Origin of the sequence: Roseovarius ramblicola (genome assembly GCF_042430665.1) — a bacterium.
GTDB lineage: Bacteria > Pseudomonadota > Alphaproteobacteria > Rhodobacterales > Rhodobacteraceae > Roseovarius > Roseovarius ramblicola.
In genome coordinates this window covers 84404-103407 of the sequence record NZ_JBHMEC010000030.1, presented here as the reverse complement: position 1 = coordinate 103407, position 19004 = coordinate 84404, and the positions used below count along the sequence as shown (strand labels likewise).

22 protein-coding genes are annotated in these 19004 nt (G+C 66.4%); 3 read left to right on the top strand and 19 right to left on the bottom strand.

Annotated elements, in window-relative coordinates; genetic code table 11:
• Position 1: 1 nt before the first annotated feature.
• The 5 genes from rplN to ACFFU4_RS17280 form a co-directional block, all read right to left on the bottom strand.
• Positions 2-370, bottom strand: a complete 369-nt coding sequence (gene rplN, locus ACFFU4_RS17300; RefSeq protein WP_377071125.1) for a 50S ribosomal protein L14 — start codon at positions 368-370, stop codon at positions 2-4.
• A gap of 76 nt (positions 371-446) precedes the next feature.
• On the bottom strand, positions 447-677 hold the full coding sequence (rpsQ, locus tag ACFFU4_RS17295; RefSeq protein ID WP_104017211.1) for a 30S ribosomal protein S17: 231 nt from the start codon (positions 675-677) through the stop codon (positions 447-449).
• A gap of 4 nt (positions 678-681) precedes the next feature.
• The gene (gene rpmC / locus ACFFU4_RS17290; RefSeq protein ID WP_377071204.1) at positions 682-894 is read right to left on the bottom strand and encodes a 50S ribosomal protein L29; all 213 of its coding nucleotides are present in this window, start codon (positions 892-894) and stop codon (positions 682-684) included.
• 214 nt (positions 895-1108) lie between these two features.
• Entirely contained in the window at positions 1109-1396 is a 288-nt protein-coding gene (locus ACFFU4_RS17285) for an HU family DNA-binding protein (protein ID WP_377071124.1), read from the bottom strand.
• A 135-nt stretch (positions 1397-1531) separates the two neighbouring features.
• The gene (locus ACFFU4_RS17280; RefSeq protein WP_377071123.1) at positions 1532-3019 is read right to left on the bottom strand and encodes an AMP nucleosidase; all 1488 of its coding nucleotides are present in this window, start codon (positions 3017-3019) and stop codon (positions 1532-1534) included.
• Between the two features lie 84 nt (positions 3020-3103).
• On the opposite strand from ACFFU4_RS17280, the gene ACFFU4_RS17275 reads away from it, so the two are divergent.
• The gene (locus tag ACFFU4_RS17275) at positions 3104-3547 is read left to right on the top strand and encodes a VOC family protein (protein WP_377071121.1); all 444 of its coding nucleotides are present in this window, start codon (positions 3104-3106) and stop codon (positions 3545-3547) included.
• Entirely contained in the window at positions 3544-4299 is a 756-nt protein-coding gene (locus ACFFU4_RS17270) for a class II aldolase and adducin N-terminal domain-containing protein (protein ID WP_377071120.1), read from the top strand. The genes ACFFU4_RS17275 and ACFFU4_RS17270 overlap by 4 nt, the downstream gene beginning before the upstream one ends.
• 59 nt (positions 4300-4358) lie before the next feature.
• Here ACFFU4_RS17270 and ACFFU4_RS17265 read toward each other — a convergent pair whose 3' ends face one another.
• The 12 genes from ACFFU4_RS17265 to ACFFU4_RS17210 form a co-directional block, all read right to left on the bottom strand.
• Positions 4359-5669 carry a DUF8689 domain-containing protein gene (locus tag ACFFU4_RS17265; RefSeq protein WP_377071203.1) on the bottom strand — a complete coding sequence of 437 codons (1311 nt, stop codon included), beginning with the start codon at positions 5667-5669 and terminating at the stop codon, positions 4359-4361.
• 98 nt (positions 5670-5767) lie between these two features.
• Positions 5768-6268, bottom strand: coding sequence for an A24 family peptidase (locus ACFFU4_RS17260; RefSeq protein ID WP_377071118.1), 501 nt, complete (start codon positions 6266-6268; stop codon positions 5768-5770).
• Between the two features lie 9 nt (positions 6269-6277).
• Positions 6278-7132 (bottom strand): tetratricopeptide repeat protein, encoded by an 855-nt coding sequence (locus tag ACFFU4_RS17255; RefSeq protein ID WP_377071116.1) that lies wholly within the window; start codon positions 7130-7132, stop codon positions 6278-6280.
• Between the two features lie 29 nt (positions 7133-7161).
• A complete protein-coding gene (locus ACFFU4_RS17250; protein WP_377071115.1) occupies positions 7162-7686 on the bottom strand; it encodes a tetratricopeptide repeat protein in 525 nt (174 codons plus the stop codon).
• Positions 7687-7728: 42 nt separating this feature from the next.
• A complete protein-coding gene (locus tag ACFFU4_RS17245; RefSeq protein WP_377071113.1) occupies positions 7729-8709 on the bottom strand; it encodes a type II secretion system F family protein in 981 nt (326 codons plus the stop codon).
• A 10-nt stretch (positions 8710-8719) separates the two neighbouring features.
• Positions 8720-9688, bottom strand: a complete 969-nt coding sequence (locus ACFFU4_RS17240) for a type II secretion system F family protein (protein ID WP_377071112.1) — start codon at positions 9686-9688, stop codon at positions 8720-8722.
• Between the two features lie 4 nt (positions 9689-9692).
• Positions 9693-11117 carry a TadA family conjugal transfer-associated ATPase gene (locus tag ACFFU4_RS17235; protein ID WP_377071111.1) on the bottom strand — a complete coding sequence of 475 codons (1425 nt, stop codon included), beginning with the start codon at positions 11115-11117 and terminating at the stop codon, positions 9693-9695.
• 17 nt (positions 11118-11134) lie between these two features.
• Entirely contained in the window at positions 11135-12352 is a 1218-nt protein-coding gene (locus ACFFU4_RS17230; RefSeq protein ID WP_377071110.1) for a CpaE/TadZ family protein, read from the bottom strand.
• 240 nt (positions 12353-12592) lie between these two features.
• Positions 12593-13255: an OmpA family protein gene (locus ACFFU4_RS17225; protein ID WP_377071109.1), complete on the bottom strand. Its 663-nt coding sequence runs from the start codon at positions 13253-13255 to the stop codon at positions 12593-12595.
• A gap of 14 nt (positions 13256-13269) precedes the next feature.
• Positions 13270-14715 (bottom strand): type II and III secretion system protein family protein, encoded by a 1446-nt coding sequence (locus ACFFU4_RS17220; RefSeq protein ID WP_377071108.1) that lies wholly within the window; start codon positions 14713-14715, stop codon positions 13270-13272.
• A 205-nt stretch (positions 14716-14920) separates the two neighbouring features.
• Positions 14921-15793, bottom strand: a complete 873-nt coding sequence (gene cpaB, locus ACFFU4_RS17215; RefSeq protein WP_377071106.1) for a Flp pilus assembly protein CpaB — start codon at positions 15791-15793, stop codon at positions 14921-14923.
• Between the two features lie 257 nt (positions 15794-16050).
• The gene (locus ACFFU4_RS17210; RefSeq protein ID WP_377071104.1) at positions 16051-16263 is read right to left on the bottom strand and encodes a Flp family type IVb pilin; all 213 of its coding nucleotides are present in this window, start codon (positions 16261-16263) and stop codon (positions 16051-16053) included.
• A gap of 321 nt (positions 16264-16584) precedes the next feature.
• On the opposite strand from ACFFU4_RS17210, the gene ACFFU4_RS17205 reads away from it, so the two are divergent.
• Complete coding sequence (locus ACFFU4_RS17205) at positions 16585-17415, top strand: lytic transglycosylase domain-containing protein (protein ID WP_377071103.1); 831 nt, start codon at positions 16585-16587, stop codon at positions 17413-17415.
• Between the two features lie 105 nt (positions 17416-17520).
• Here ACFFU4_RS17205 and ACFFU4_RS17200 read toward each other — a convergent pair whose 3' ends face one another.
• Both ACFFU4_RS17200 and ACFFU4_RS17195 read right to left on the bottom strand, forming a co-directional pair.
• Positions 17521-18150, bottom strand: a complete 630-nt coding sequence (locus tag ACFFU4_RS17200) for a 3-oxoacid CoA-transferase subunit B (RefSeq protein ID WP_377071102.1) — start codon at positions 18148-18150, stop codon at positions 17521-17523.
• On the bottom strand, positions 18150-18854 hold the full coding sequence (locus ACFFU4_RS17195) for a CoA transferase subunit A (RefSeq protein ID WP_377071100.1): 705 nt from the start codon (positions 18852-18854) through the stop codon (positions 18150-18152). Before ACFFU4_RS17195 ends, ACFFU4_RS17200 begins: the two co-directional genes overlap by 1 nt.
• Positions 18855-19004: the final 150 nt, after the last annotated feature.

Below are 19004 nucleotides of genomic sequence, written 5' to 3'. Positions count from 1 at the left end.
CTTACAGCACCTCCGGGGCGAGCGAGATGATCTTCATGAAGCTCTTGGAGCGCAGTTCGCGGACGACCGGCCCGAAGATACGGGTGCCGATGGGCTCGCCCGAATTGTTGAGGATCACCGCGGCGTTGCGGTCAAAGCGGATGGCGGTGCCGTCATCGCGACGGACCTCCTTGGCGGTGCGCACGACGACGGCCTTGCGCACGTCGCCCTTCTTCACGCGGCCGCGGGGGATGGCCTCCTTTACCGAGACGACGATGATGTCGCCAACGGACGCATATTTGCGCTTGGACCCGCCCAGGACCTTGATGCACTGCACCCGGCGTGCGCCGGAGTTGTCAGCGACATCCAGATTGGTCTGCATCTGGATCATGTGGTTTCTCCCGACCTGTGGGGGCTGTTCTCGCTCTTTCCCCCAGGGTTTCGATCAAACCGGATGGTGCGAAGGTTCAGGCCTCCAGCACCTCCCAGCGTTTCGACTTGGATTTCGGCGCGCACTCGATGATGCGCACCGCGTCACCTTTCTTGAAGGTGTTGTTCTCGTCATGCGCCCGGTACTTCTTGGACTTGCGGATGGTCTTTTGCAGGACCGGGTGCTTGAACCGGCGCTCGACCGAGACGGTCACGGTCTGGGCGTTGGCGTCCGAGGTGACGGTGCCTTGCAGGATTCTCTTGGGCATGGTCTCAGGCTCCCTGCTCGGCGGCCGCGCCGCGGGCCTTTTCGTTGAGGATCGTCTTGACACGCGCGGCGTCGCGGCGGGCGCGGCGCATCTGCGCGGGGTTCTCGAGCTGGCCGGTGGCCGACTGGAACCGCAGGTTGAACTGTTCTTTCTTGAGCCGGACAAGCTCTTCCCGGAGCTCGTCCGGGGTCTTGTCACGCAGATCGCTGGCCTTCATCGCCATCTCTTCCTTTTCAAAACACCGGCGAGCCCCTGGCAAGTGCCTCAGGGTCACCCGAAACCCGGTGGATGGATTTGATCACGCGCGAATCCCCGGACAGGGCCGGGGGCGCGGATTGCCGCTCTATAAGGGAGGCGGTCGCGGAGGGCAAGGACAGAATTGCCGCCCCGGACCGAGGGGGCCGCCCGGCATCCCGGGCGGCCCGGAAAAATCAGCCGTTGACGCTGTCCTTGAGCGCCTTGGCAAAGGTCATCTTGACCTGACGGTCGGCCGCCTTGTGCATCTGCTCGCCGGTGGCCGGGTTGCGCACCATGCGCTCGGGGCGCTCGCGGCAGTAGATCTTGCCCACGCCCGGCAGCGGCACGGCACCGCCGTTCGACACTTCGCGGGTGATGACATTCACCACCGCGTCGAGCGCGGCCCCGGCGGATTTCTTGTCGCTGCCCATCTCCTCGGCCAGAGCGGCCACGAGTTGGGTCTTGGTCATCGGCTTCGCCATTATTCGGTCTCCTTCGTATCACTGCCCGTCTATGGGCCCTTGGTGGCGCGATTAAACGTCATGATGTGGTCGAACACAACGACTAGGGGCCATATGCAAGGGCTTTTGCCGCATTTTGTGCCAATTTTCGCCCACTCAGAGGAACGCTGTCTCCTCGAAAGACCGCAATTTGCGGCTGTGGATGCGTTCGAGCGGCATTCGACGCAGCGATTCCATGGCGCGAATCCCGATCATCAGGTGGCGCGAAACCTGGGATTTGTAGAAATCCGAAGCCATGCCGGGCAGCTTCAGCTCGCCCTGCAGCGGCTTGTCGGACACGCAAAGCAGCGTGCCATAGGGCACCCGGAAGCGGAATCCGTTGGCGGCGATGGTGGCGCTCTCCATGTCGAGCGCGATGGCGCGCGACTGCGACAGGCGCTGCACCGGGCCCGCGTGCTCGCGCAGCTCCCAGTTTCGGTTGTCGACGCTCGCCACGGTGCCGGTGCGCATCACCCGCTTGAGATCGAACCCGTCGAGCTGCGTCTCTTCGGCCACGGCCTCTTGCAGCGCGATCTGGATTTCCGCCAGCGCCGGGATCGGCACCCAGGCGGGCAGGTCGGCGTCGAGCACGCGATCCTCGCGCAGGTAGGCGTGCGCCAGCACGAAATCACCCAGGCTCTGCGAATTGCGCAGCCCCGCGCAATGGCCCACCATCACCCAGGCATGGGGGCGCAACACGGCGATATGGTCGGTCGCCGTCTTGGCGTTGGACGGACCCACGCCGATATTGACCAGCGTGATCCCGGCGCCATCGGCGCGCTTGAGGTGATAGGCCGGCATCTGCGGCAACTGGCCCGGCGCGCGCAGCGCCGCATCGGAGGCGGTGATCGCCGCGTTGCCGGGGGCCACGAAGGCGGTATAGCCGCTCCCGGGCGTGCCCAGCGCCTGCCGCGCGAAGGCCTCGAACTCGGCGACGTAGAACTGGTAGTTGGTGAACAGCACGTAATTCTGGAAATGCGCCGGATCGGTGGCGGTGTAATGCGCCAGCCGCGCCAGCGAGTAATCCACCCGCTGCGCGGTAAAGGGCGCGAGCGGGCGCGTGCCGCAGGGCCCCGGCTGCGAGGTGCCGTTGACGATGTCGTCATTGGTGCTGGCGAGATCCGGCACATCGAACACGTCGCGCAGGGTAAACGCCGCCGCCCCTTCCTGTGGCACGCCGAGCGCCGCCTCGCCCGCCACGGCGAAATGCACCGGTATCGGCGTGTCCGACAGCCCGATGGTGACCGGCACGCCGTGATTGTCCAGAAGCAGGCCGATCTGCTGTTCGAGATAGGCGCGAAACAGGTCGGGCCGGGTGATGGTGGCGGCATAGGTGCCGGGATAGGACACATGGCCAAAGCTCAGCCGGCTGTCGATGGCGGCGTAAGTGGTCGTGGTCAGCACGATCTCGGGGTAGAGCGCGCGGACGCGCCGCGGTGGGATGCGGCCCGCGATCGCCTCGGCGAAGGCGTCGCACAGAAACCGCGTGCCGCGGTCGTAGAGCAGGCACAGCCGCGCCACCGCCGCGCGGGCGCAGGTGAACGCCTCGGGCCCCGGCAGATCGGGGGGCAGGAGCGGCGTGTCGGGGTGGTCAGCGGCGGGCATGGGCATGTCCTGTCACGGGGGTTGCGGGCCACGTTGACACGGGGCCGGGCCGCGATCAAGCTGCACCCGGAGAGGAGCCCGCGCATGGATTTGGAGACCGTCAGCCCGGAGGAGTTCGGGGCCAGCCTGCGGGGCCTCGGCCTCAACATCCTGGTACGGGATGTGCCCGCCGAGGCGGCGTTCCTCGCCCATGTGTTCGGCATGGTGCCGCACCGGGTGAGCGACGATTTCGCGATCATGGCGTATCACGGCCACCTGATGCAGCTTCACGCCGATCACACCTATGGCGCGCATCCGCTGCTGGGCCTCGTTCCCGAGAGCCCGCCGCGCGGCGCAGGGGCGACGCTGCACCTGTTTGACAGCGATCCGGACCTTGCCGCCGCGCGTGCGGAGGAGGCGGGCGGGCACGTCCTGCAGGCCCCCGCCAACAAGCCGCACGGCCTGCGCGAGACCTGCATCCTGTGCGCGAACGGCTATGCCTGGGCGGCCTCGCGCCCCCTGACCGATGATGAAAGGAAAGCGATATGAACGTGACCGACCTGCACCCCAACATGGAGCACTGGCAGGCGCGCGTTGACCTCGCCGCCGCGTTCCGCTGGACCGCGCGGCTCAATATGCACGAGGCGGTGGCCAACCATTTCAGCCTCGCCATCGATGACGAGGGCACGCGCTTTCTGATGAACCCCAACCAGGTGCATTTCGCCCGCATCCGCGCCAGCGACCTGATCGAGGTGGACGCGACCGACCCCGACACCATGGACCGGCCGGGCGCGCCCGATCCGACGGCCTGGGGCCTGCATGGCGGGCTGCACCGGCATTGCGGCCACGCGCGCTGCGCCATGCATGTGCATTCGATCCACGCCACCGTGCTCGCCTGTCTCGAGGACAGCCGCCTGCCCCCGATCGACCAGAACTGTGCCACCTTCTACAACCGCCACGCCGTGGACGAGGCCTATGGCGGGCTGGCCTTCGAGGACGAGGGCGCGCGCTGCGCGCGGCTCCTGCGCGACCCGCGCCACAAGGTGCTGGTGATGGGCAATCACGGGGTCATGGTGATCGGCGACACCGTGGCCGAGACCTTCAACCGGCTCTATTATTTCGAGCGCGCCGCCGAGACCTATATCCGCGCGCTTCAGAGCGGACGGCAATTGCGCGTGCTGTCGGACGCGGTGGCGGAAAAGACTGCACGCGAGCTCGAAGCGTATCCCGGGCAGGCCGAGCGGCATCTGAGTGAGCTCAAGGCCATCCTCGACGCGGAAGGCTCGGATTACGCGGCCTGACAGGCGCAGCCCGGTTTTCGGATGAACGGGATGCGCGCCTTGCCGGCCCGCCGCCGCTGTCAGCGCCGGACTTCCTCCTCGCGCACGAACATGTTGGCCCATGCGCGGTCGATCAGGTCGGCGGACATCTGGTAGGGGATGTTCTCGAATTCGCAGATCGCGATCATCTGATCGATCAGGAAGACCGGCTGATAGTTGGCGTAGACGTTGTCAATCGTGGGGTATTTTTCCTTGATCAGGTGGATCAGCGCCGCCTCGTCCAGCGGCATGCCCTTCTTCTTGGCGACCATCGCGAAGATCTTGAGGAAGTCGGCCTGGCTCGGGCCGTCGATCTTGATCTTGAAGAAGATGCGCCGAAGCGCCGCCCTGTCGAAGATCTCGTTGGGGTGGAAGTTGGTGGAGAAGATCACCAGCGTGTCGAACGGCACCTCGAATTTCTCGCCCGATTGCAGGGCGAGGATGTCCTTGGACTCCTCCAGCGGCACGATCCAGCGGTTGACGAGGCTTTGCGGCGGCTCCTTTTGACGCCCGAGGTCGTCGACGATGAAGATGCCCCCCGTCGATTTGAGTTGCAGCGGTGCCTGGTAGGTACGCGCCACCGGGTTGTAGACGAGATCGAGCATGTCGAGCGACAACTCGCCGCCGGTGATGACGGTGGGCCGCTCGCAACGGACATAGCGGGTATCGAAGGTGCGGCGGCGGCGCAGGCTGCCCGGATCGTCGGCCTCGGTCTCGGCGGCGGAATGCACGATCGGGTCGTAGACGGTGATGACCTGGCCCGCGTATTCGATGGCGCGGGGGATGTAGATCTTGTCGCCCATCGCGTCGCGGATACCGTTGGAGATCGAGGACTTGCCGTTGCCCGGCGGGCCGTACATCAGGATCGAGCGTCCCGCGCTCACCGCCGGGCCGAGATGGTCCAGCAGCGCCGGGGGCAGCACGAGGTGGCCCATCGCGCCGGTGAGCTGGTCGCGGGTGATCCGGAGGTCGCGGATCGACTGGCGTTTGACCTGCTCTGCATAGACGTCGAGCGGCACCGGCATGGGGCCGAAATACTCCGACTGGCTGAGCGCATCGAGCGCGCGGGTCTTGCCCGCGTCGGTCAGTTGAAAGCCCATTTCGCCGCCCGAGTTTGCGTGGAGCGTGCCGGTGGCCTCCAGCAGCCGCTGCTGGCGAGCAAGGTCGATAAGTTCCTGGGTAACGGCGCGGGGCAGGCAGATGGCGTCGGCGATGTCGCTGACCAGATCGAGATTCTTGCGGAACATCGTCTTGAGCATGATATCCCGCATCATTACCACCGGCAGCCGCATCTCCTCGATGCGGCTTGGCGGCGGCGGGGGCTGCACCCCGGTCGTGGCTTGCATGTTCATGGTGCTGACCTGCCGTCGATACCCGTTTTCCGAGAGCATCATGGCGGCCGAGTTTGCACAAATTGTGGCCTGTGCCGGGCGGTCCTGGGGCGGCGCGCTCAGGCTCCGTAGGTCGCGGCAAGCCCGAGGTACAGCGCCAGCGCCGGCCCGAGCGCGAACCCCATCGGAAAGCGGCGCCCGGAATGCCAGCTCTCCCAGTCGGGGGCGAGGCGGCGCAGCGGGCTCATCCGCGCGAGACGGTGGGTGGGATAGGCCGCCAGCAGCATGCCCGCGAGGATGAGCATGACCACAGAGGCGTCGCCCAGGGCCACGAACGGCCCGGCGGCTGCGATGAACTTGGCATCTCCCGCGCCCATCAGCCCGGCGGCATTGGCCCCGATTCCGATGACCAGCAGGATCGCAAGATGGCTCAGCCGCCAGAGATAGTCGGGCGGCGGCAGCACCGCCAGCCCCACCACGAGGTAGACGCAAACGAGCGCCACCACGGCCTTGTTGGGAATTTTCATGGTGCGCAGGTCGCTCCAGGCCACCCACAGGCAGACGGGGCTGGCAAAGATCAGCAGCCAGAGCGCCGCCGTGGCCGGTGTCTCGAGGCCCATGGCGCGGCCTCAGCCCGCACCGCTCTCGAGCGCGCGCAGGCTGCGCACGGCCGCGTCGAAATGCTGCGGGTGGGTCTCCACCGCCTCTTGCAGCAGGCCGCGCCCGATGGCGACATCGCCCTGTTTCACCGCAGCGAGGCCCAGCGTGTAGAGAAGCTGTGCGCGTTCCGCCTGCGTCGCGGGCAGCACCGGCATGGAATAATTGCCCTGCGCGCCGCGCGCCATCACGAGGTTGTTCTTGGCGGTGAACATCCCCGGGTCCTGTCGCACCGCGTCGGCGAACAGGCGCTCGGCCCCCTCGGGGTTGCCGCGCGAGAGCTTGGAGTACCCCCAGTTGTTCATCACCGCGGCCGGTTTCGTGGTCAGGCCGACGGCGGTCTCGTAGAAGCTGTCGGCCTTGTCCCAGTCCTCCTCGCTGTCGGCGACCATCGCCTCGAGCCGGTAGCGGTCATAGGTCTCGAACGTGGGCGGGGTCGCGTCGAGCACCGCGCCCGCGCGGTCCCACTGGTTGTTACGGATCAGCGCCTCAGCCAGCGCCACGCGGTCGGCATCGGTGGCGTCGGCGTGGTCGGCGACCGCCTCCCAGGCCGCGACCGCCTCGGTGATGCGGCCCGTGCGCACCAGCGACTTGGCCAGCCCGCGCATGAGGTCGATCCGGCCGGGGTCATTGGCGGTGGCGCGCTGGAAATAGGCAACCGCCTCGGCGGGGTCCGACGACTGCAACATCACCTCGTTGAGGTTCGACTCGTCGATCACATTGATGTCCTGCAACGCGCGATCGACCTCCTCTCCCGGGGTCGGCTCGCAGGCGGACAGGCCCATGATGCCTGCCGCACACAGGATGATCCGGATGGAATGGCGCATTCTTGCGTCCTTTTACTGCCTCGGCCTCGTCAGGGTGTCTTGCGCAGGAGGTACTTGCCACCACCGCGCCGCACCACTTTGTAGTCCTTCTCCGTTTCGGCATCATAGCCGGAATCCCGCGTTTTTGCGAGAGCCAAACGCAGGTTGTCGCGAATCGTGTCGCTCGCGCCATTGTCCAGCGCGTAGGCGCGGCGCAGCATCTGCTCTGCCTCCTGGTATTCGCCCTTCTCCACCAGCACCACGCCGAGATTGTTCCACATCTCCGGGGTGGCCTCGTCACCCTCGATGGCACGGCGCAGCAGCCGCTCGGCGGTGCCGAGCCGGCCCATCGCCAGATTGGCGCTGCCCAGTCCCGCGAGCACGTCGGTGGTCAGCCCCTGCGCCGCCCCGGCACGGGTGTAGGCGCGGTGCGCGAGATCGAATTCTCCCGCGTCCATCAGCCGGTGCCCGACAAGAAGCGGGTCGGCCTCGGATTGCTTGCCGGTGTCGGCACCGGGGCCGGAATGCCCCTCCGGCCGCCCCGCGCCAAGACAGCCCGCGAGTGCCGCAGTCATCAGGAGAACACCCGCCAGTCGTGCCGTCATTTTGCCCTGCCGCTAGTTGGACATCGCCATGAGATCCATGATGCCGAGCACGGACGGCCCGACCAGGATGATCAACAATGGCGGCACTGTAAGCATCATCGTGACCAGTGTCATCTGTGTGGGCAGCTTGTTGGCCTTTTCCTCGGCGCGCATCACGCGCTTGTCGCGCATCTCGCCCGCGTAGACGCGCAGCGCGTCACCCACCGGGGTGCCGAAGGTCTGCGACTGGATCAGCGTGGTGACGAAGCTGGAAATGTCCTGCACGCCGCAGCGCTCGCCCATCTCGTTGAGGACCGATGGTTTGTCGCGCCCGGCCTTCATCTGCAGGGCGACGATCTCGTATTCCTCGGCCAGCGCCGGGTAGGAGGCGCGGATTTCGCGGGCCACGCGGATGATCGCCTGATCCATCGACTGCCCGGCCTCGACGCAGACGAGCATCATGTCGAGGCTGTCGGGAAAGCCGTCCTGGATTTCCTCCTGGCGCTTTTGCTGGCGCTTGGTGACCCAGTATTTCGGCATCATGTACCCGACGAGCCCGGGGCCGAGGACGTAGAGCGCCGACATCTTCATGTCGGCTTCGCCCTCGGCCTTGAACAGCAGGACATAGAGGATGCCAAGCGCCATGAACCCCAGCGCCAGCCCGAGCTGCGCGGCATGGAAATAGCGCACCGCGTCGCGCTGCCGATAGCCCGCCTGCATGAGCTTGAGGCGGATTTCGGAGAGTTCCTTCTTGTCCTGCGGCTCGAGAAAGGTGGCGTATTTGTCGAGCTTCTTGTTCTGGCCCTTCGCGCGCAGCGTGTTCTTGCGGGGGGCGGCGGCGCTCTGGTCGAGCTGGTATTGCTTGAGCTTGTCGAGCGGGTCGGGCTTTTGCTGGAGCATGACGCCGATCGTGCCCAGCATCAGCAGCACGCCAAAGCCGCCCAGCACGATCACCGGACCGAACGGGCCGAGGCTGTCGGTCAGGAGCGAGAGGATGGCGGGGGGCGGGGACATGTAAGACCTTTCAGACCTTGATGTTGACGAGGGCGCGCATGACGATGATGTTGAGCACGAGGAACACGCCCACGATCAGCGCCGCCGGGATGAACCACGGGTGCGCCATCGCCTCGTCGTAGTAATCCGGCTTCAGCACCTGGATGCCGGCGAGGGCGAGCAGCGGAAAGGCAGACAGGAACTTGCCCGACCATTGCGCCTCGGAGGTGATTGCCTTGACGCGGCGGAACAGGCGAAAACGCGCGCGGATCACCTTGGCAAGACCGTCGAGGATCTCGGCAAGGTTGCCGCCGGCCTGCTGCTGGATGGTCACCGCCACGGCAAGAAAGCGCAGATCCTGCATCTCGAGCCGTTCGGCCATGTCCTTGAGCGCCTCGCCGATGTCGCGCCCGTAGGTGGCCTCGTCGGCGATCACGCCGAACTCGGTGGCCAGCGGGTCGGACACCTCGTTGGCGACGATGCCGATGGCAGCGGAGAACGGGTGCCCCACACGCAGGCTGCGCACCATCAGCTCGATCGCGTCGGGGAGCTGTTCCTCGAGCATGCGCATCCGCTTGGACGCCTTCATGGAAATCCACAGATAGACGCCGCCCACGCCCATCGCCACCGAAACCAGCACCCGCACCGGCAGCGTCGTGGCGGTGCCGGTGGTCAGCCCGAGAAAGGCGAGCACGGCGGTGACCGCCATGATCATCACGATCTGTTGCGGCGTGAAGGCGATCGCCGCCTTCTGCGCCTTGACCGACAGGATCGAGTAGAGCGGCACGCGTCGCGCCTTGAGATGCTGCTGCATCTCCTTGCGCAAGGTCTCCATCACCTCCACGCGGCTGCCGTGCTTCTCGAGCATCTCGAGCCGGCGGTTCACCCGCTTGTTGAGACTGATGGAGCGCCCGAAAACGGTGAGGTAGAGTCCCTCGACGAGCACCAGCACGCCGATGAAGACGAGGCCGTAGATGATCGGTTCCGGACCTATGGTCATGCTCTCACTCCGCGGCGATGGGTTCGTAGATCGAGAACGGCAGATCGTAACCCCACAAGCGGAAGCGTTCGGTGAAATGCGAGCGCACGCCGGTGCCGGTGAAATGGCCCATGATCTTGTTATCGGGCGAGATGCCCACGCGCTGGAAGCGGAATATCTCCTGCATAGAGATCACGTCGCCCTCCATCCCCGTCACCTCGGTGATCGAGGTCATCCGGCGCGAGCCGTCCTGAAGGCGGTTGGCCTGAACGATCACGTTGACGGCGCTTGCGATCTGGTTGCGCACGGCCTTGAGCGGCATCTCGATGCCGGCCATCGCGACCATGTTCTCCAGCCGGCTGAACGCGTCGCGCGCGTTGTTGGCGTGGATCGTGGTCATCGAGCCGTCATGACCGGTGTTCATGGCCTGCAGCATGTCGATCACCTCCTCGCCGCGGGTCTCGCCGACGATGATGCGGTCGGGACGCATCCGGAGCGCGTTCTTGATGCAGTCGCGCGCGGTGACCTCGCCGCGGCCCTCGACATTGGGGGGGCGCGTCTCCATCCGGCCGACATGGGCCTGCTGAAGCTGCAACTCGGCGGTGTCCTCGACGGTGAGGATACGCTCGGCATTGTCGATGAAGGACGACAGCGCGTTGAGCGTGGTAGTCTTGCCCGAGCCGGTACCGCCCGAGACGATGATGTTGAGCCGACAGGCGACGGCGGCCTGCAGATAGGCGGCCATCTCCTCGGAAAAGGCACCGAAGCGCACGAGGTCGTCGATACCAAGCTTGTCCTTCTTGAACTTGCGGATCGAGACGAGGCTGCCATCGACTGCAATCGGCGGCACCATCGCGTTGAAGCGCGAGCCGTCGGCAAGGCGGGCGTCGACATACGGGTTCGACTCGTCCACCCGGCGGCCCACGGCGCTCACGATCTTGTCGATGATGCGCAGAAGGTGCTTTTCATCCTTGAAGGTGACGTCGCTCACCACGAGCCGACCCTCGCGCTCGATGAATATCTGGTGCGGGCCGTTGACGAGGATGTCGCTGATCGTGTCATCCTTGAGCAGCGTCTCGAGCGGGCCCAGCCCCTTGACCTCGTCGTAAAGCTCCTGCGTGAGGCGCGTGCGGTCCTCGCGGTTGAGCACGATCCCCTTGTCCTGGAGGATTTCCGAGGAAATCGACTGAATTTCGGCGCGCAGGTCGGACTCGCTGGCGGAGTCGAGCGCGCCGAGGTTGAGATTGTCGAGCAACGCGCGGTGAAGCTCGATCTTGATCTCGCCGAGCCGCTCCTTGCGCTTGCGCTCCTTGTCCTCGGGCGCGGCCGCGGCCGGGGCCTTCTGCGGCGGCCTGCGCAGGCTGGTGACCTTGACGGCGTGATCGGGCGCGACCACCGAACCCCCGCCCTTGGGGGCGGTGCCCCCGGACTTCCTGTAGCGTGAAAACATCCCTCAGCGTCCTTTTGTCAGGCGGCCTCGGCCTCGTCGCGGCCAATCTCGTGCAGCGAACGGGCGAGCTTGGCGATCTCGCGGCGCAGCGGATTCTTGGCCGCGGTGGAGGCGAGCGGCAGCCCGTGATCGGCGCTTTGCGACACTGCCCGCCCGCCATCGGGAAGCTGGAGCTCCAGCGCGATCTCGAGGCTCTCGGCCAGCCGCCTGACACGGGAGCGCGCCCCGATATCGGTGAATTTCGGTGCCCGGTTGAGGCAGTAGCGCAGCTTTTCAAGCGGCAGATCCTCGGCCTGCAGGGCGCGTTTGATGCGCAGCGTGTTCTGCGCCGAGCGCATGTCGAGCTCGAGCGTGGCAAAATATATCTGGCACTGGTTGAGCACCGTCTCGGTCCATTGCACCAGCGTGGTGGGCATATCGACGATCACGTAGTCGAAATGGTGCCGCGCGAGATCGAGCACGCGGGACACGTCGTCGGACCCGATAATGTCGAGCGGCAGGATATCGGTGGGTGCGGTCAGCACCCGCAGGCGATCCTCGAAGGTCACGAGCGCCTGGCGGAACACGTCCTCGTCGAGACGCTCGGTCTCGGACCACATCTCGAACACCGCGTCGCGACGCGGCAGGTCGAGGAAGGTGGCGACCGAACCGAATTGCAGACTGAGATCCAGCAGGCAGACCTGCGGCGGTCTGGCGGTTTCCGCATTGGCCAGCTCCCAGGCGAGGTTGACGGCGAGGGTGGTTGCCCCGGTGCCTCCGGCCAGGCCCTGCACGGCGAAGATCACGCCGCCCTCGCTGCTGGCCTCGGGAAGGCGCTTGGTTGCTTCGGCGGCGGATGGCACGGGGTCGCGCAGGCGCTCGATGGCGGCCTGCAACTCGCGCTCTGGCAGCGGGTAGGGCACGAACTCGTCGGCACCGTTGCGCAGAAGCTGGTGCAGGGCGGCGGGGCTGACATCCTCGGCGATGAGCATGCTCTTGATCCCGCGTTGCGCGGCGACGGTGATGATCTCGTTCAGCAGCGGCAGGTCGTCCTCGTCATGCTCGTCCATTGCCAGCGCGACGAATTCGAGGGTCGCGGCCTCGGGCTGGCCGAGAAACGCCAGCGCCTCGGAAAATCCCAGGTCCCCCCATGCCTCGCCGAGGGCAGCCTCCATATCCTCGATGAGCAGGTCGAAATTCTGCACATCCCTGCTGATGGTGCAGGCGCGGATCGGTGTGGTATCGGACTGCGTCATCTTGAAACTCACCATTCTTGCCGGTCGGGCCCATGGCACCCGACGCATCGGACCGCGCGCCGCAAAGGCGGCGGAGTGGTCGCGTCGGGGGCGCGGGGCATTGCTCGATGGTATAAATGTGGCCCCCAATATGGGCGACATTTTGGCCAAAAGATCGTAATTCTAGGAAGCCGCGAACCCGGAAAAAAGGCCCGCCGGAGGCGGGCCGCGATGGCGCGAAAGGGGCGCGGACGGGCGCGGTTATCCGCCCCCGCCGCCGCCCGCGGTCTGGGCTTCGAGCGAGACAGAGGAGCCCGAGGTCGCGCTTTCGACATATTCGCGGTACACCACCTCGGCATACTTGCCGTCCATCACTATCGGATGCGAGGCGACGAAGCCCGACACCTCGGTCACGGTGCGGCGGTTGCGGCGCTCGCGGCCCTGGGTGACGATGAGAGGCCGGGTCTCGCCGAACGAGGCCAGCGCCTCCAGCCGGTCGCGGCCGATTCCCTGGCCGACGAGGTAGCCGACGACCGCCTGCGCGCGGCGCAGCCCGAGCGCCTTGTTGTAGGGCGACGGCCCGACCGCGTCGGTATGGCCGTAGACGCGGAAGCGCACCTCGGGGAACTGGCGGATCCAGTGCGCCTGCCGACGCAGCGTGTCACGCGCGGCGGCGTCGAGCACGGCGGAATCGAAGGCAAAGGTCACGGTGCTGTCAACCTCGCCGGCAAAGCGCTTGGCAAGGTCGATGACATGGCTGCGCTGGCCGGTCATCACCAGATGGTTGTTCATCGCCGCCGCGCCGAAGCTTCCGCTGTCGACGATCGACCCCGCCGCGCCGGAATATGAGCGCGCCAGCTCGCCGTCCGGCGGCGCGCAGGCCACCGCGAGGAAAAGACCGGACACCGCCAGATACCGTTTCATCGCCCTGCCCCCTGTCATTCCATCACGTAGCCGTAGGACCCGTCGAAATCCTGCCGTGCAACCTCGCCCACGGCACCGGATTGCGGCGCGCCGCGCATCACGCGCCCGCCCAGAAACAGATCGCTCTCGGACGGCAGGCGCACCCGGTCGGTGGGCAGCGCCAGCGCCTCGCCGCGGGTGGGCGATACCAGATGCGCCGAGACGATGATGACAAGCTCGCTCTGCGCGCGCGCGTAATCGGCGCTGCGAAACAGCGCCCCCAGCACCGGCACGTCGCCGAGCCACGGCACCTGCGCGGTGTTGTCGCGGAAATCGTCCTGCAACAGCCCGGCGATGGCAAAGCTCTCGCCGTCGCGCATCGACACCGTGGTCGAGGTCTCGCGCCGCCGGAAGGCGGGCAGCGAGATCACGCCGGTGTCGATCTGCTGGCTGTCGTCGATGGACGACACCGCGGCGGCCATCTCGAGGTTGATCACGCCGTCGTCGAGCACGCGGGGAATGAACTTCAGCTCCACCCCGAATTTCTTGAAGTCGACGGTGATGGTGCCCTGTTCCTGTGCCACCGGGATGGGAAATTCGCCGCCGGCGAGAAAGCTCGCCTCCTGTCCCGAGAGCGAGGTGAGGTTGGGCTCTGCCAGGGTGCGCACGGCCCCCTTGGTCTCCAGCGCCTCGAGCAGGATGCCAAGCTCGGTCGAGCCGATGTCGAAACCGATGAAGGCGGTGCCCGCGGCGGGCTCGGCGCCGGCGACGCCGGGGTTGACGGTCACCGGTCCGCGGCCGGTTCCGACCGGACCACCGGTGCCGAGATTCGCGCCGGCGAAGCCGAATTGCTGCAGGTTGCCGCCGTTGCGATTGGAGAGCGCATCCAGCGAGAGCGAGGCCGACAGCGCCTTGGACACGCTGCGCTGCATCTCGGCGAAGCGGACCTTGAGCATCACCTGCTGCTTGCCTGAGACGGACATCAGGTTCGATACACGCTCGGGCGCATAACGCTCGGCAAGGTCGAGCGCGCGTTTCAGGCGCGTCGCACTCGATACCGTGCCCGACAGCACGATGCCGTCATTGGCCGAGCGCACGTCGATCTCCTCGCCCGGCAGGATCTGGCGCAGGCGCTCCTTGAATTCGGCGATATCGGTGCCGACATGAACGTCGATATTGGTGATGAGCCGCCCGGCGTCGTCGAACAGTGTCAGCGTGGTGCGCCCGGGGGCCTTGCCGAGCACATATATCGTGCGGTCCGAAAGGGTCGAGAAATCGGCAATGGCAGGGTTGGCGATGCTCAGCTCGGCAAAGGAGATGTCGCTCTCGACCACGACCGCGCGGTTCATTGCCACATTGATATGGCTGGCCGCGTCACCGCGCACGACGCGCACCGTTTCGGCCCGCGCAGGGTCCGCGCCCGGCATCGCGCCGATCAACGCGACCGCGAGGGCCGTGTGCAGAATGGTCCTGATGCTCATGTGACCTGCCTCTCCGATCACGCCTCTGGTTCGGATCTTGCGTCCGGGTTTTGCCTCACTCTGTGCGAGAAATGCGAATTTTGCAAGGAATCAATGAGATTCGCGCCGCATTTCCTCGTCGCCGTGCCGTTTCCGTCCGCCCCCGCCGCACGGGGCCGCCCCCGGGCGGCCACCAGGCAAGGGCCGCGCGCGGGCCGCCGCGGCCTCAGTTGGTGCAGGGGATGGGGGCGACGATCACCTCGGAGCCACGGCGCGCACGCACGGTGCAGCGCTCCTCTTCCATCTGCGGCGGCTCCGGGGCCTCGGCAGCCTCCAGGCCGAGCAGGCTGTACTGATCGACCTCGATCACGGACGAGGTGGTCCGGTCGAGCGCGCCGACCAGCGACAGCGACAGCCGCCCGGTGGATTGCGCCTGTGCCAGGGCGGCAACCTGCTGCGGCGTGGCCGCGACCGTCACGGTGCGCGCGATGCGGGCCTCCTCGCGGTTCATGTCGGCGCTCTGGTCAACGGCGACGAGCGGCAGGCCCTCCTCGATGAGCTTGGTCACGCTGCCGGAGGAGTTGCCCTCGGTGCGCAGATTGCCCTGGCCGACATTGCCGGTCCAATAGACATCGACCCGGTCGCCGGGACGCAGGAAGCCCGAGACCCCGCTCTTGGCGTCCACCTCGATGGCGAACGCGCGCATACCGTCCACGAGCCGCGAAGAGATGCCCGCGGCCTCGCCCGGTTCGGTCACCTTGTTGTCGAGGATGACCTCGCCCATGACCATGCTGAACAGCACCTCGCGCGGGTCGCGCGCGTCCTCGGGGAACAGGGCGGTTTCCTCGGCAAAGACACCCTCGGGCAAGGACGCCTTGGGATAGCTCACGATAGTGACCGCGTCCTTTTCGAGCTTTTCGCCATATTTCAGGTCGCGCGCCGCGACCATGACATCGACCGTCTCGAACGCCGGGGCGCGCTGCTTGCGCTCCTCGGCGAGTTGCTGCTGATACTGGTCAATGTAACTCTTCGCCATGTAGGTGGCGAACCCTGCAAGGCCGATACCGACCAGCAGGACCAGTCCGAAGATCAGGCGCATCGCGTCATCCTTTCCAGTTTCTGCGGCACATGGCCGGTCCGCCTCGGCGTCCCGGGCCGCGTCTTGTTCCGTGGATACCGCGCGATTGTGGCGAAATGAGGGACAGTCGGCGGCGGACGCGGCACGGTCCGCAGGTACGCCCCGACGCAGACCCCGTTACAAGACGCCCGCGGGGCCGGGCCCATGACGGCCCCGGCCCCGCGATGTCGCGACAAGCGCCCCTTGCGACCCGTAGGCCGCAAGGGGGACGGACGGTATTAGTTGCCGCCGGTGCTGCCCATCGTGCCCAGTTTCTCGACCTTGCCGGCGGAGAGCGAGCCGTCGATTTCACCGGCCAGCGAGTCGACGCCGCCCTTGACCGTTGCGATGGCCGCGATGCCGAGGCCCACAATCGCTGCGGTCAGAACGACCCAGTCAACCGTCACGGCACCGTCTTCGTCGCGGGCGAAAGTCTTGAAGAAGTTCATCATGGTTTGGTCCCTCCAAAGGATCAGTTGCTCAGTTTGCACATCCACCCCGGTGTGAGCCCTCCAGTTTTTATGGCCCGTTGCCGTCGTGGTGTGAAGCTATATGGCCCTCGGATTCGGGCGCGATTTGGGCGGCAATGAAGCGATTTCTGTGAATTGACAGATTTTACAGGAAAGACCATTAAGATACTGAACATAAAGATAAACAAAATCCTAACCCCCATCCAAATACAGCTTTTACGTGCAAAATCTGGCGAAAATCGCGCAACTTCACCCTCATTCAGCGCAACGATTCTGGTCATCTGGCCGGATTGTTGGCATCATGTGGAAAACAAAATCCGGGGCGGGGCAGTGCCGATCAACGGAATATTCAGAATCCTGTGCTGTTGTGCGGCGTCGGCGCTGACCGGTCCGGCGCGCGCGGGCGATCCGCCGCCCTTTCCCGATTTCTCGCCCAAGTTCGAAAAGGCCCCCGAACCCGGCGAGCGGCGCGGCCCGCTGGTGCAGATCACGCCGCAGGACACCCCGCGCGCCGGGCCGGATGCGAATCAGGGGCCGGCCCCCCGCCTCGGCTGGTTCTGGGAGGATGTGCCCGCCGGGCTCGACGCCGACGTCGCCATGCGGCTGCAGGCGGCATCGCGGCGGCTGGCCAACCCGCCGGCCGGGGTGGCCCTGGCGGTGCCGCGGCTGGAGGCGCTGCAGGAAATGGCGCGCGCGCGGGGGGCCGACATCCTGCGCGCCACCATAGGCACCCGCGTCTCGCCCGCGCTGGCGCTGTCGGTGATCGCGGTGGAATCGGGCGGGCGCGCGGCGGCGGTGTCGCCGAAGGGCGCGCAGGGGCTGATGCAGCTCATGCCCGACACCGCGGCGCGATTCGACGTGGCCGACCCGTTGGCACCGGCACAGAACATCCGCGGCGGCGTGGCCTATCTCGACTGGCTGATCGAGGAATTCGGCGGCGACGTGATCCTCGCGCTGGCGGGCTACAACGCGGGCGAGGGGGCGCTGCGCGACCACGGCGGCGTGCCGCCCTGGCCAGAGACGCGCGACTACGTGCCGCGGGTGCTCGCGGCCTTCGAGGTGGCGCGGGGCCTGTGCAAGACGCGGCCCGAGCTTGTCACCGACGCCTGCGCCTTCGATCTGGCGCTGAAATAGAGCATGTTGCTCAAAAGTCGGCACCGGTTTTGAGCTTCCCGAACATGCGTCATCGATGAATCGGGCCGGGCGCGGCGGCCCGGCCCGCATCGTGCTGGGGCGGTCTCAGTTGACGATCGCGGCCTCGGTGGCGGCGCGGATCTCGTCCTCGGTCACACCGTCGGCGCATTCGACGATACGCAAGCCCCCCTCGACCACGTCGAGCACGCCGAGATTGGTGATGATCCGGTTGACCACCCCGGTGCCGGTGAGCGGCAGGGTGCATTGCCCGAGCAGCTTCGACTCGCCGGCCTTGTTGGTGTGGTCCATGACCACCACCACCCGGCGCACGCCGGCGACGAGGTCCATCGCGCCGCCCATGCCCTTGACCAGCTTGCCGGGGATCATCCAGTTGGCCAGATCGCCGTTCCCGGCCACTTCCATCGCGCCGAGGATCGCCATGGCGATCTTGCCGCCGCGGATCATGCCAAAGGAGGTGGCGCTGTCGAAATAGGCGGTGTGGGGCAGTTCGGTGATGGTCTGCTTGCCGGCATTGATGAGGTCGGGGTCCTCCTCACCCTCCAGCGGAAACGGGCCCATGCCCAGCATCCCGTTCTCGGATTGCAGCGTGACGTGCACGCCCTCGGGGATGTGGTTGGGCACCAGCGTCGGGATGCCGATGCCGAGATTGACATAGGTGTCGTCCTCGAGTTCCTGCGCGGCGCGGGCCGCCATCTGATCGCGGGTCCAGGGCATCAGGCCTCCTCCCTCTTGCGCACGGTGCGTTGTTCGATGCGTTTCTCGTGGTCGCCCTGAATCAGGCGGTGCACGTAGATGCCGGGCAGGTGGATGCAGTCGGGGTCGAGCGTGCCGGGCTCGACGATCTCCTCGACCTCCATCACGCAGGTCCGCCCGCACATCGCCGCAGGCGGGTTGAAGTTGCGCGCGGTCTTGCGGAAGATGCAGTTGCCGGTGGTGTCGGCCTTCCACGCCTTGACGATGCTGAGGTCGGCAAAGATGCCACGTTCGAGAATATACGTCTCGCCGTCGAACTCCTTGTGTTCCTTGCCCTCGGCGATCTGCGTGCCGACACCGGTCTTGGTGTAGAAGCCCGGGATGCCGGCGCCACCAGCGCGCATCCGCTCGGCCAGCGTGCCCTGCGGGTTGAACTCCAGCTCCAGCTCGCCCGAGAGATACTGGCGCATGAACTCGGCGTTCTCGCCGACATAGGACGACATCATCTTCTTCACCTGCCGGGTCTGCAGCAGGATGCCGATGCCGAAATCGTCGACGCCCGCGTTGTTGGACGCGAAGGTGAGGTTTCCGACGCCCGAATCGCGGATTGCGGCAAGCAGCAGTTCGGGGATGCCGCAGAGGCCGAAGCCGCCCGCGGCGATGGTCATGTCGTCATGCAAGAGCCCGTCGAGCGCCTCGGCCGCCGAGCCGTATACCTTGGACATCGTGCGTCTCCTCCTGAAAGCGGTGGCCCATGGTATGCGGCGGCGCGGGGGGCGGTGTCAACGCGGGGCGCGCTGCATCGCGGCGATTTACGGATTACTACGTATGCCCCGCCCCGCGTCGCTTTCCTGGAAAGAAAGCGGACCGAAATC

What these genes read in the sequence shown, in the direction of transcription:
- rplN (WP_377071125.1), bottom strand. Translation starts at nt 370, where the DNA reads ATGATCCAGATGCAGACCAATCTGGATGTCGCTGACAACTCCGGCGCA.
- rpsQ (WP_104017211.1), bottom strand. Translation starts at nt 677, where the DNA reads ATGCCCAAGAGAATCCTGCAAGGCACCGTCACCTCGGACGCCAACGCC.
- rpmC (WP_377071204.1), bottom strand. Translation starts at nt 894, where the DNA reads ATGAAGGCCAGCGATCTGCGTGACAAGACCCCGGACGAGCTCCGGGAA.
- ACFFU4_RS17285 (WP_377071124.1), bottom strand. Translation starts at nt 1,396, where the DNA reads ATGGCGAAGCCGATGACCAAGACCCAACTCGTGGCCGCTCTGGCCGAG.
- ACFFU4_RS17280 (WP_377071123.1), bottom strand. Translation starts at nt 3,019, where the DNA reads ATGCCCGCCGCTGACCACCCCGACACGCCGCTCCTGCCCCCCGATCTG.
- ACFFU4_RS17275 (WP_377071121.1), top strand. Translation starts at nt 3,104, where the DNA reads ATGGATTTGGAGACCGTCAGCCCGGAGGAGTTCGGGGCCAGCCTGCGG.
- ACFFU4_RS17270 (WP_377071120.1), top strand. Translation starts at nt 3,544, where the DNA reads ATGAACGTGACCGACCTGCACCCCAACATGGAGCACTGGCAGGCGCGC.
- ACFFU4_RS17265 (WP_377071203.1), bottom strand. Translation starts at nt 5,669, where the DNA reads ATGAACATGCAAGCCACGACCGGGGTGCAGCCCCCGCCGCCGCCAAGC.
- ACFFU4_RS17260 (WP_377071118.1), bottom strand. Translation starts at nt 6,268, where the DNA reads ATGGGCCTCGAGACACCGGCCACGGCGGCGCTCTGGCTGCTGATCTTT.
- ACFFU4_RS17255 (WP_377071116.1), bottom strand. Translation starts at nt 7,132, where the DNA reads ATGCGCCATTCCATCCGGATCATCCTGTGTGCGGCAGGCATCATGGGC.
- ACFFU4_RS17250 (WP_377071115.1), bottom strand. Translation starts at nt 7,686, where the DNA reads ATGACTGCGGCACTCGCGGGCTGTCTTGGCGCGGGGCGGCCGGAGGGG.
- ACFFU4_RS17245 (WP_377071113.1), bottom strand. Translation starts at nt 8,709, where the DNA reads ATGTCCCCGCCCCCCGCCATCCTCTCGCTCCTGACCGACAGCCTCGGC.
- ACFFU4_RS17240 (WP_377071112.1), bottom strand. Translation starts at nt 9,688, where the DNA reads ATGACCATAGGTCCGGAACCGATCATCTACGGCCTCGTCTTCATCGGC.
- ACFFU4_RS17235 (WP_377071111.1), bottom strand. Translation starts at nt 11,117, where the DNA reads ATGTTTTCACGCTACAGGAAGTCCGGGGGCACCGCCCCCAAGGGCGGG.
- ACFFU4_RS17230 (WP_377071110.1), bottom strand. Translation starts at nt 12,352, where the DNA reads ATGACGCAGTCCGATACCACACCGATCCGCGCCTGCACCATCAGCAGG.
- ACFFU4_RS17225 (WP_377071109.1), bottom strand. Translation starts at nt 13,255, where the DNA reads ATGAAACGGTATCTGGCGGTGTCCGGTCTTTTCCTCGCGGTGGCCTGC.
- ACFFU4_RS17220 (WP_377071108.1), bottom strand. Translation starts at nt 14,715, where the DNA reads ATGAGCATCAGGACCATTCTGCACACGGCCCTCGCGGTCGCGTTGATC.
- cpaB (WP_377071106.1), bottom strand. Translation starts at nt 15,793, where the DNA reads ATGCGCCTGATCTTCGGACTGGTCCTGCTGGTCGGTATCGGCCTTGCA.
- ACFFU4_RS17210 (WP_377071104.1), bottom strand. Translation starts at nt 16,263, where the DNA reads ATGATGAACTTCTTCAAGACTTTCGCCCGCGACGAAGACGGTGCCGTG.
- ACFFU4_RS17200 (WP_377071102.1), bottom strand. Translation starts at nt 18,150, where the DNA reads ATGCCCTGGACCCGCGATCAGATGGCGGCCCGCGCCGCGCAGGAACTC.
- ACFFU4_RS17195 (WP_377071100.1), bottom strand. Translation starts at nt 18,854, where the DNA reads ATGTCCAAGGTATACGGCTCGGCGGCCGAGGCGCTCGACGGGCTCTTG.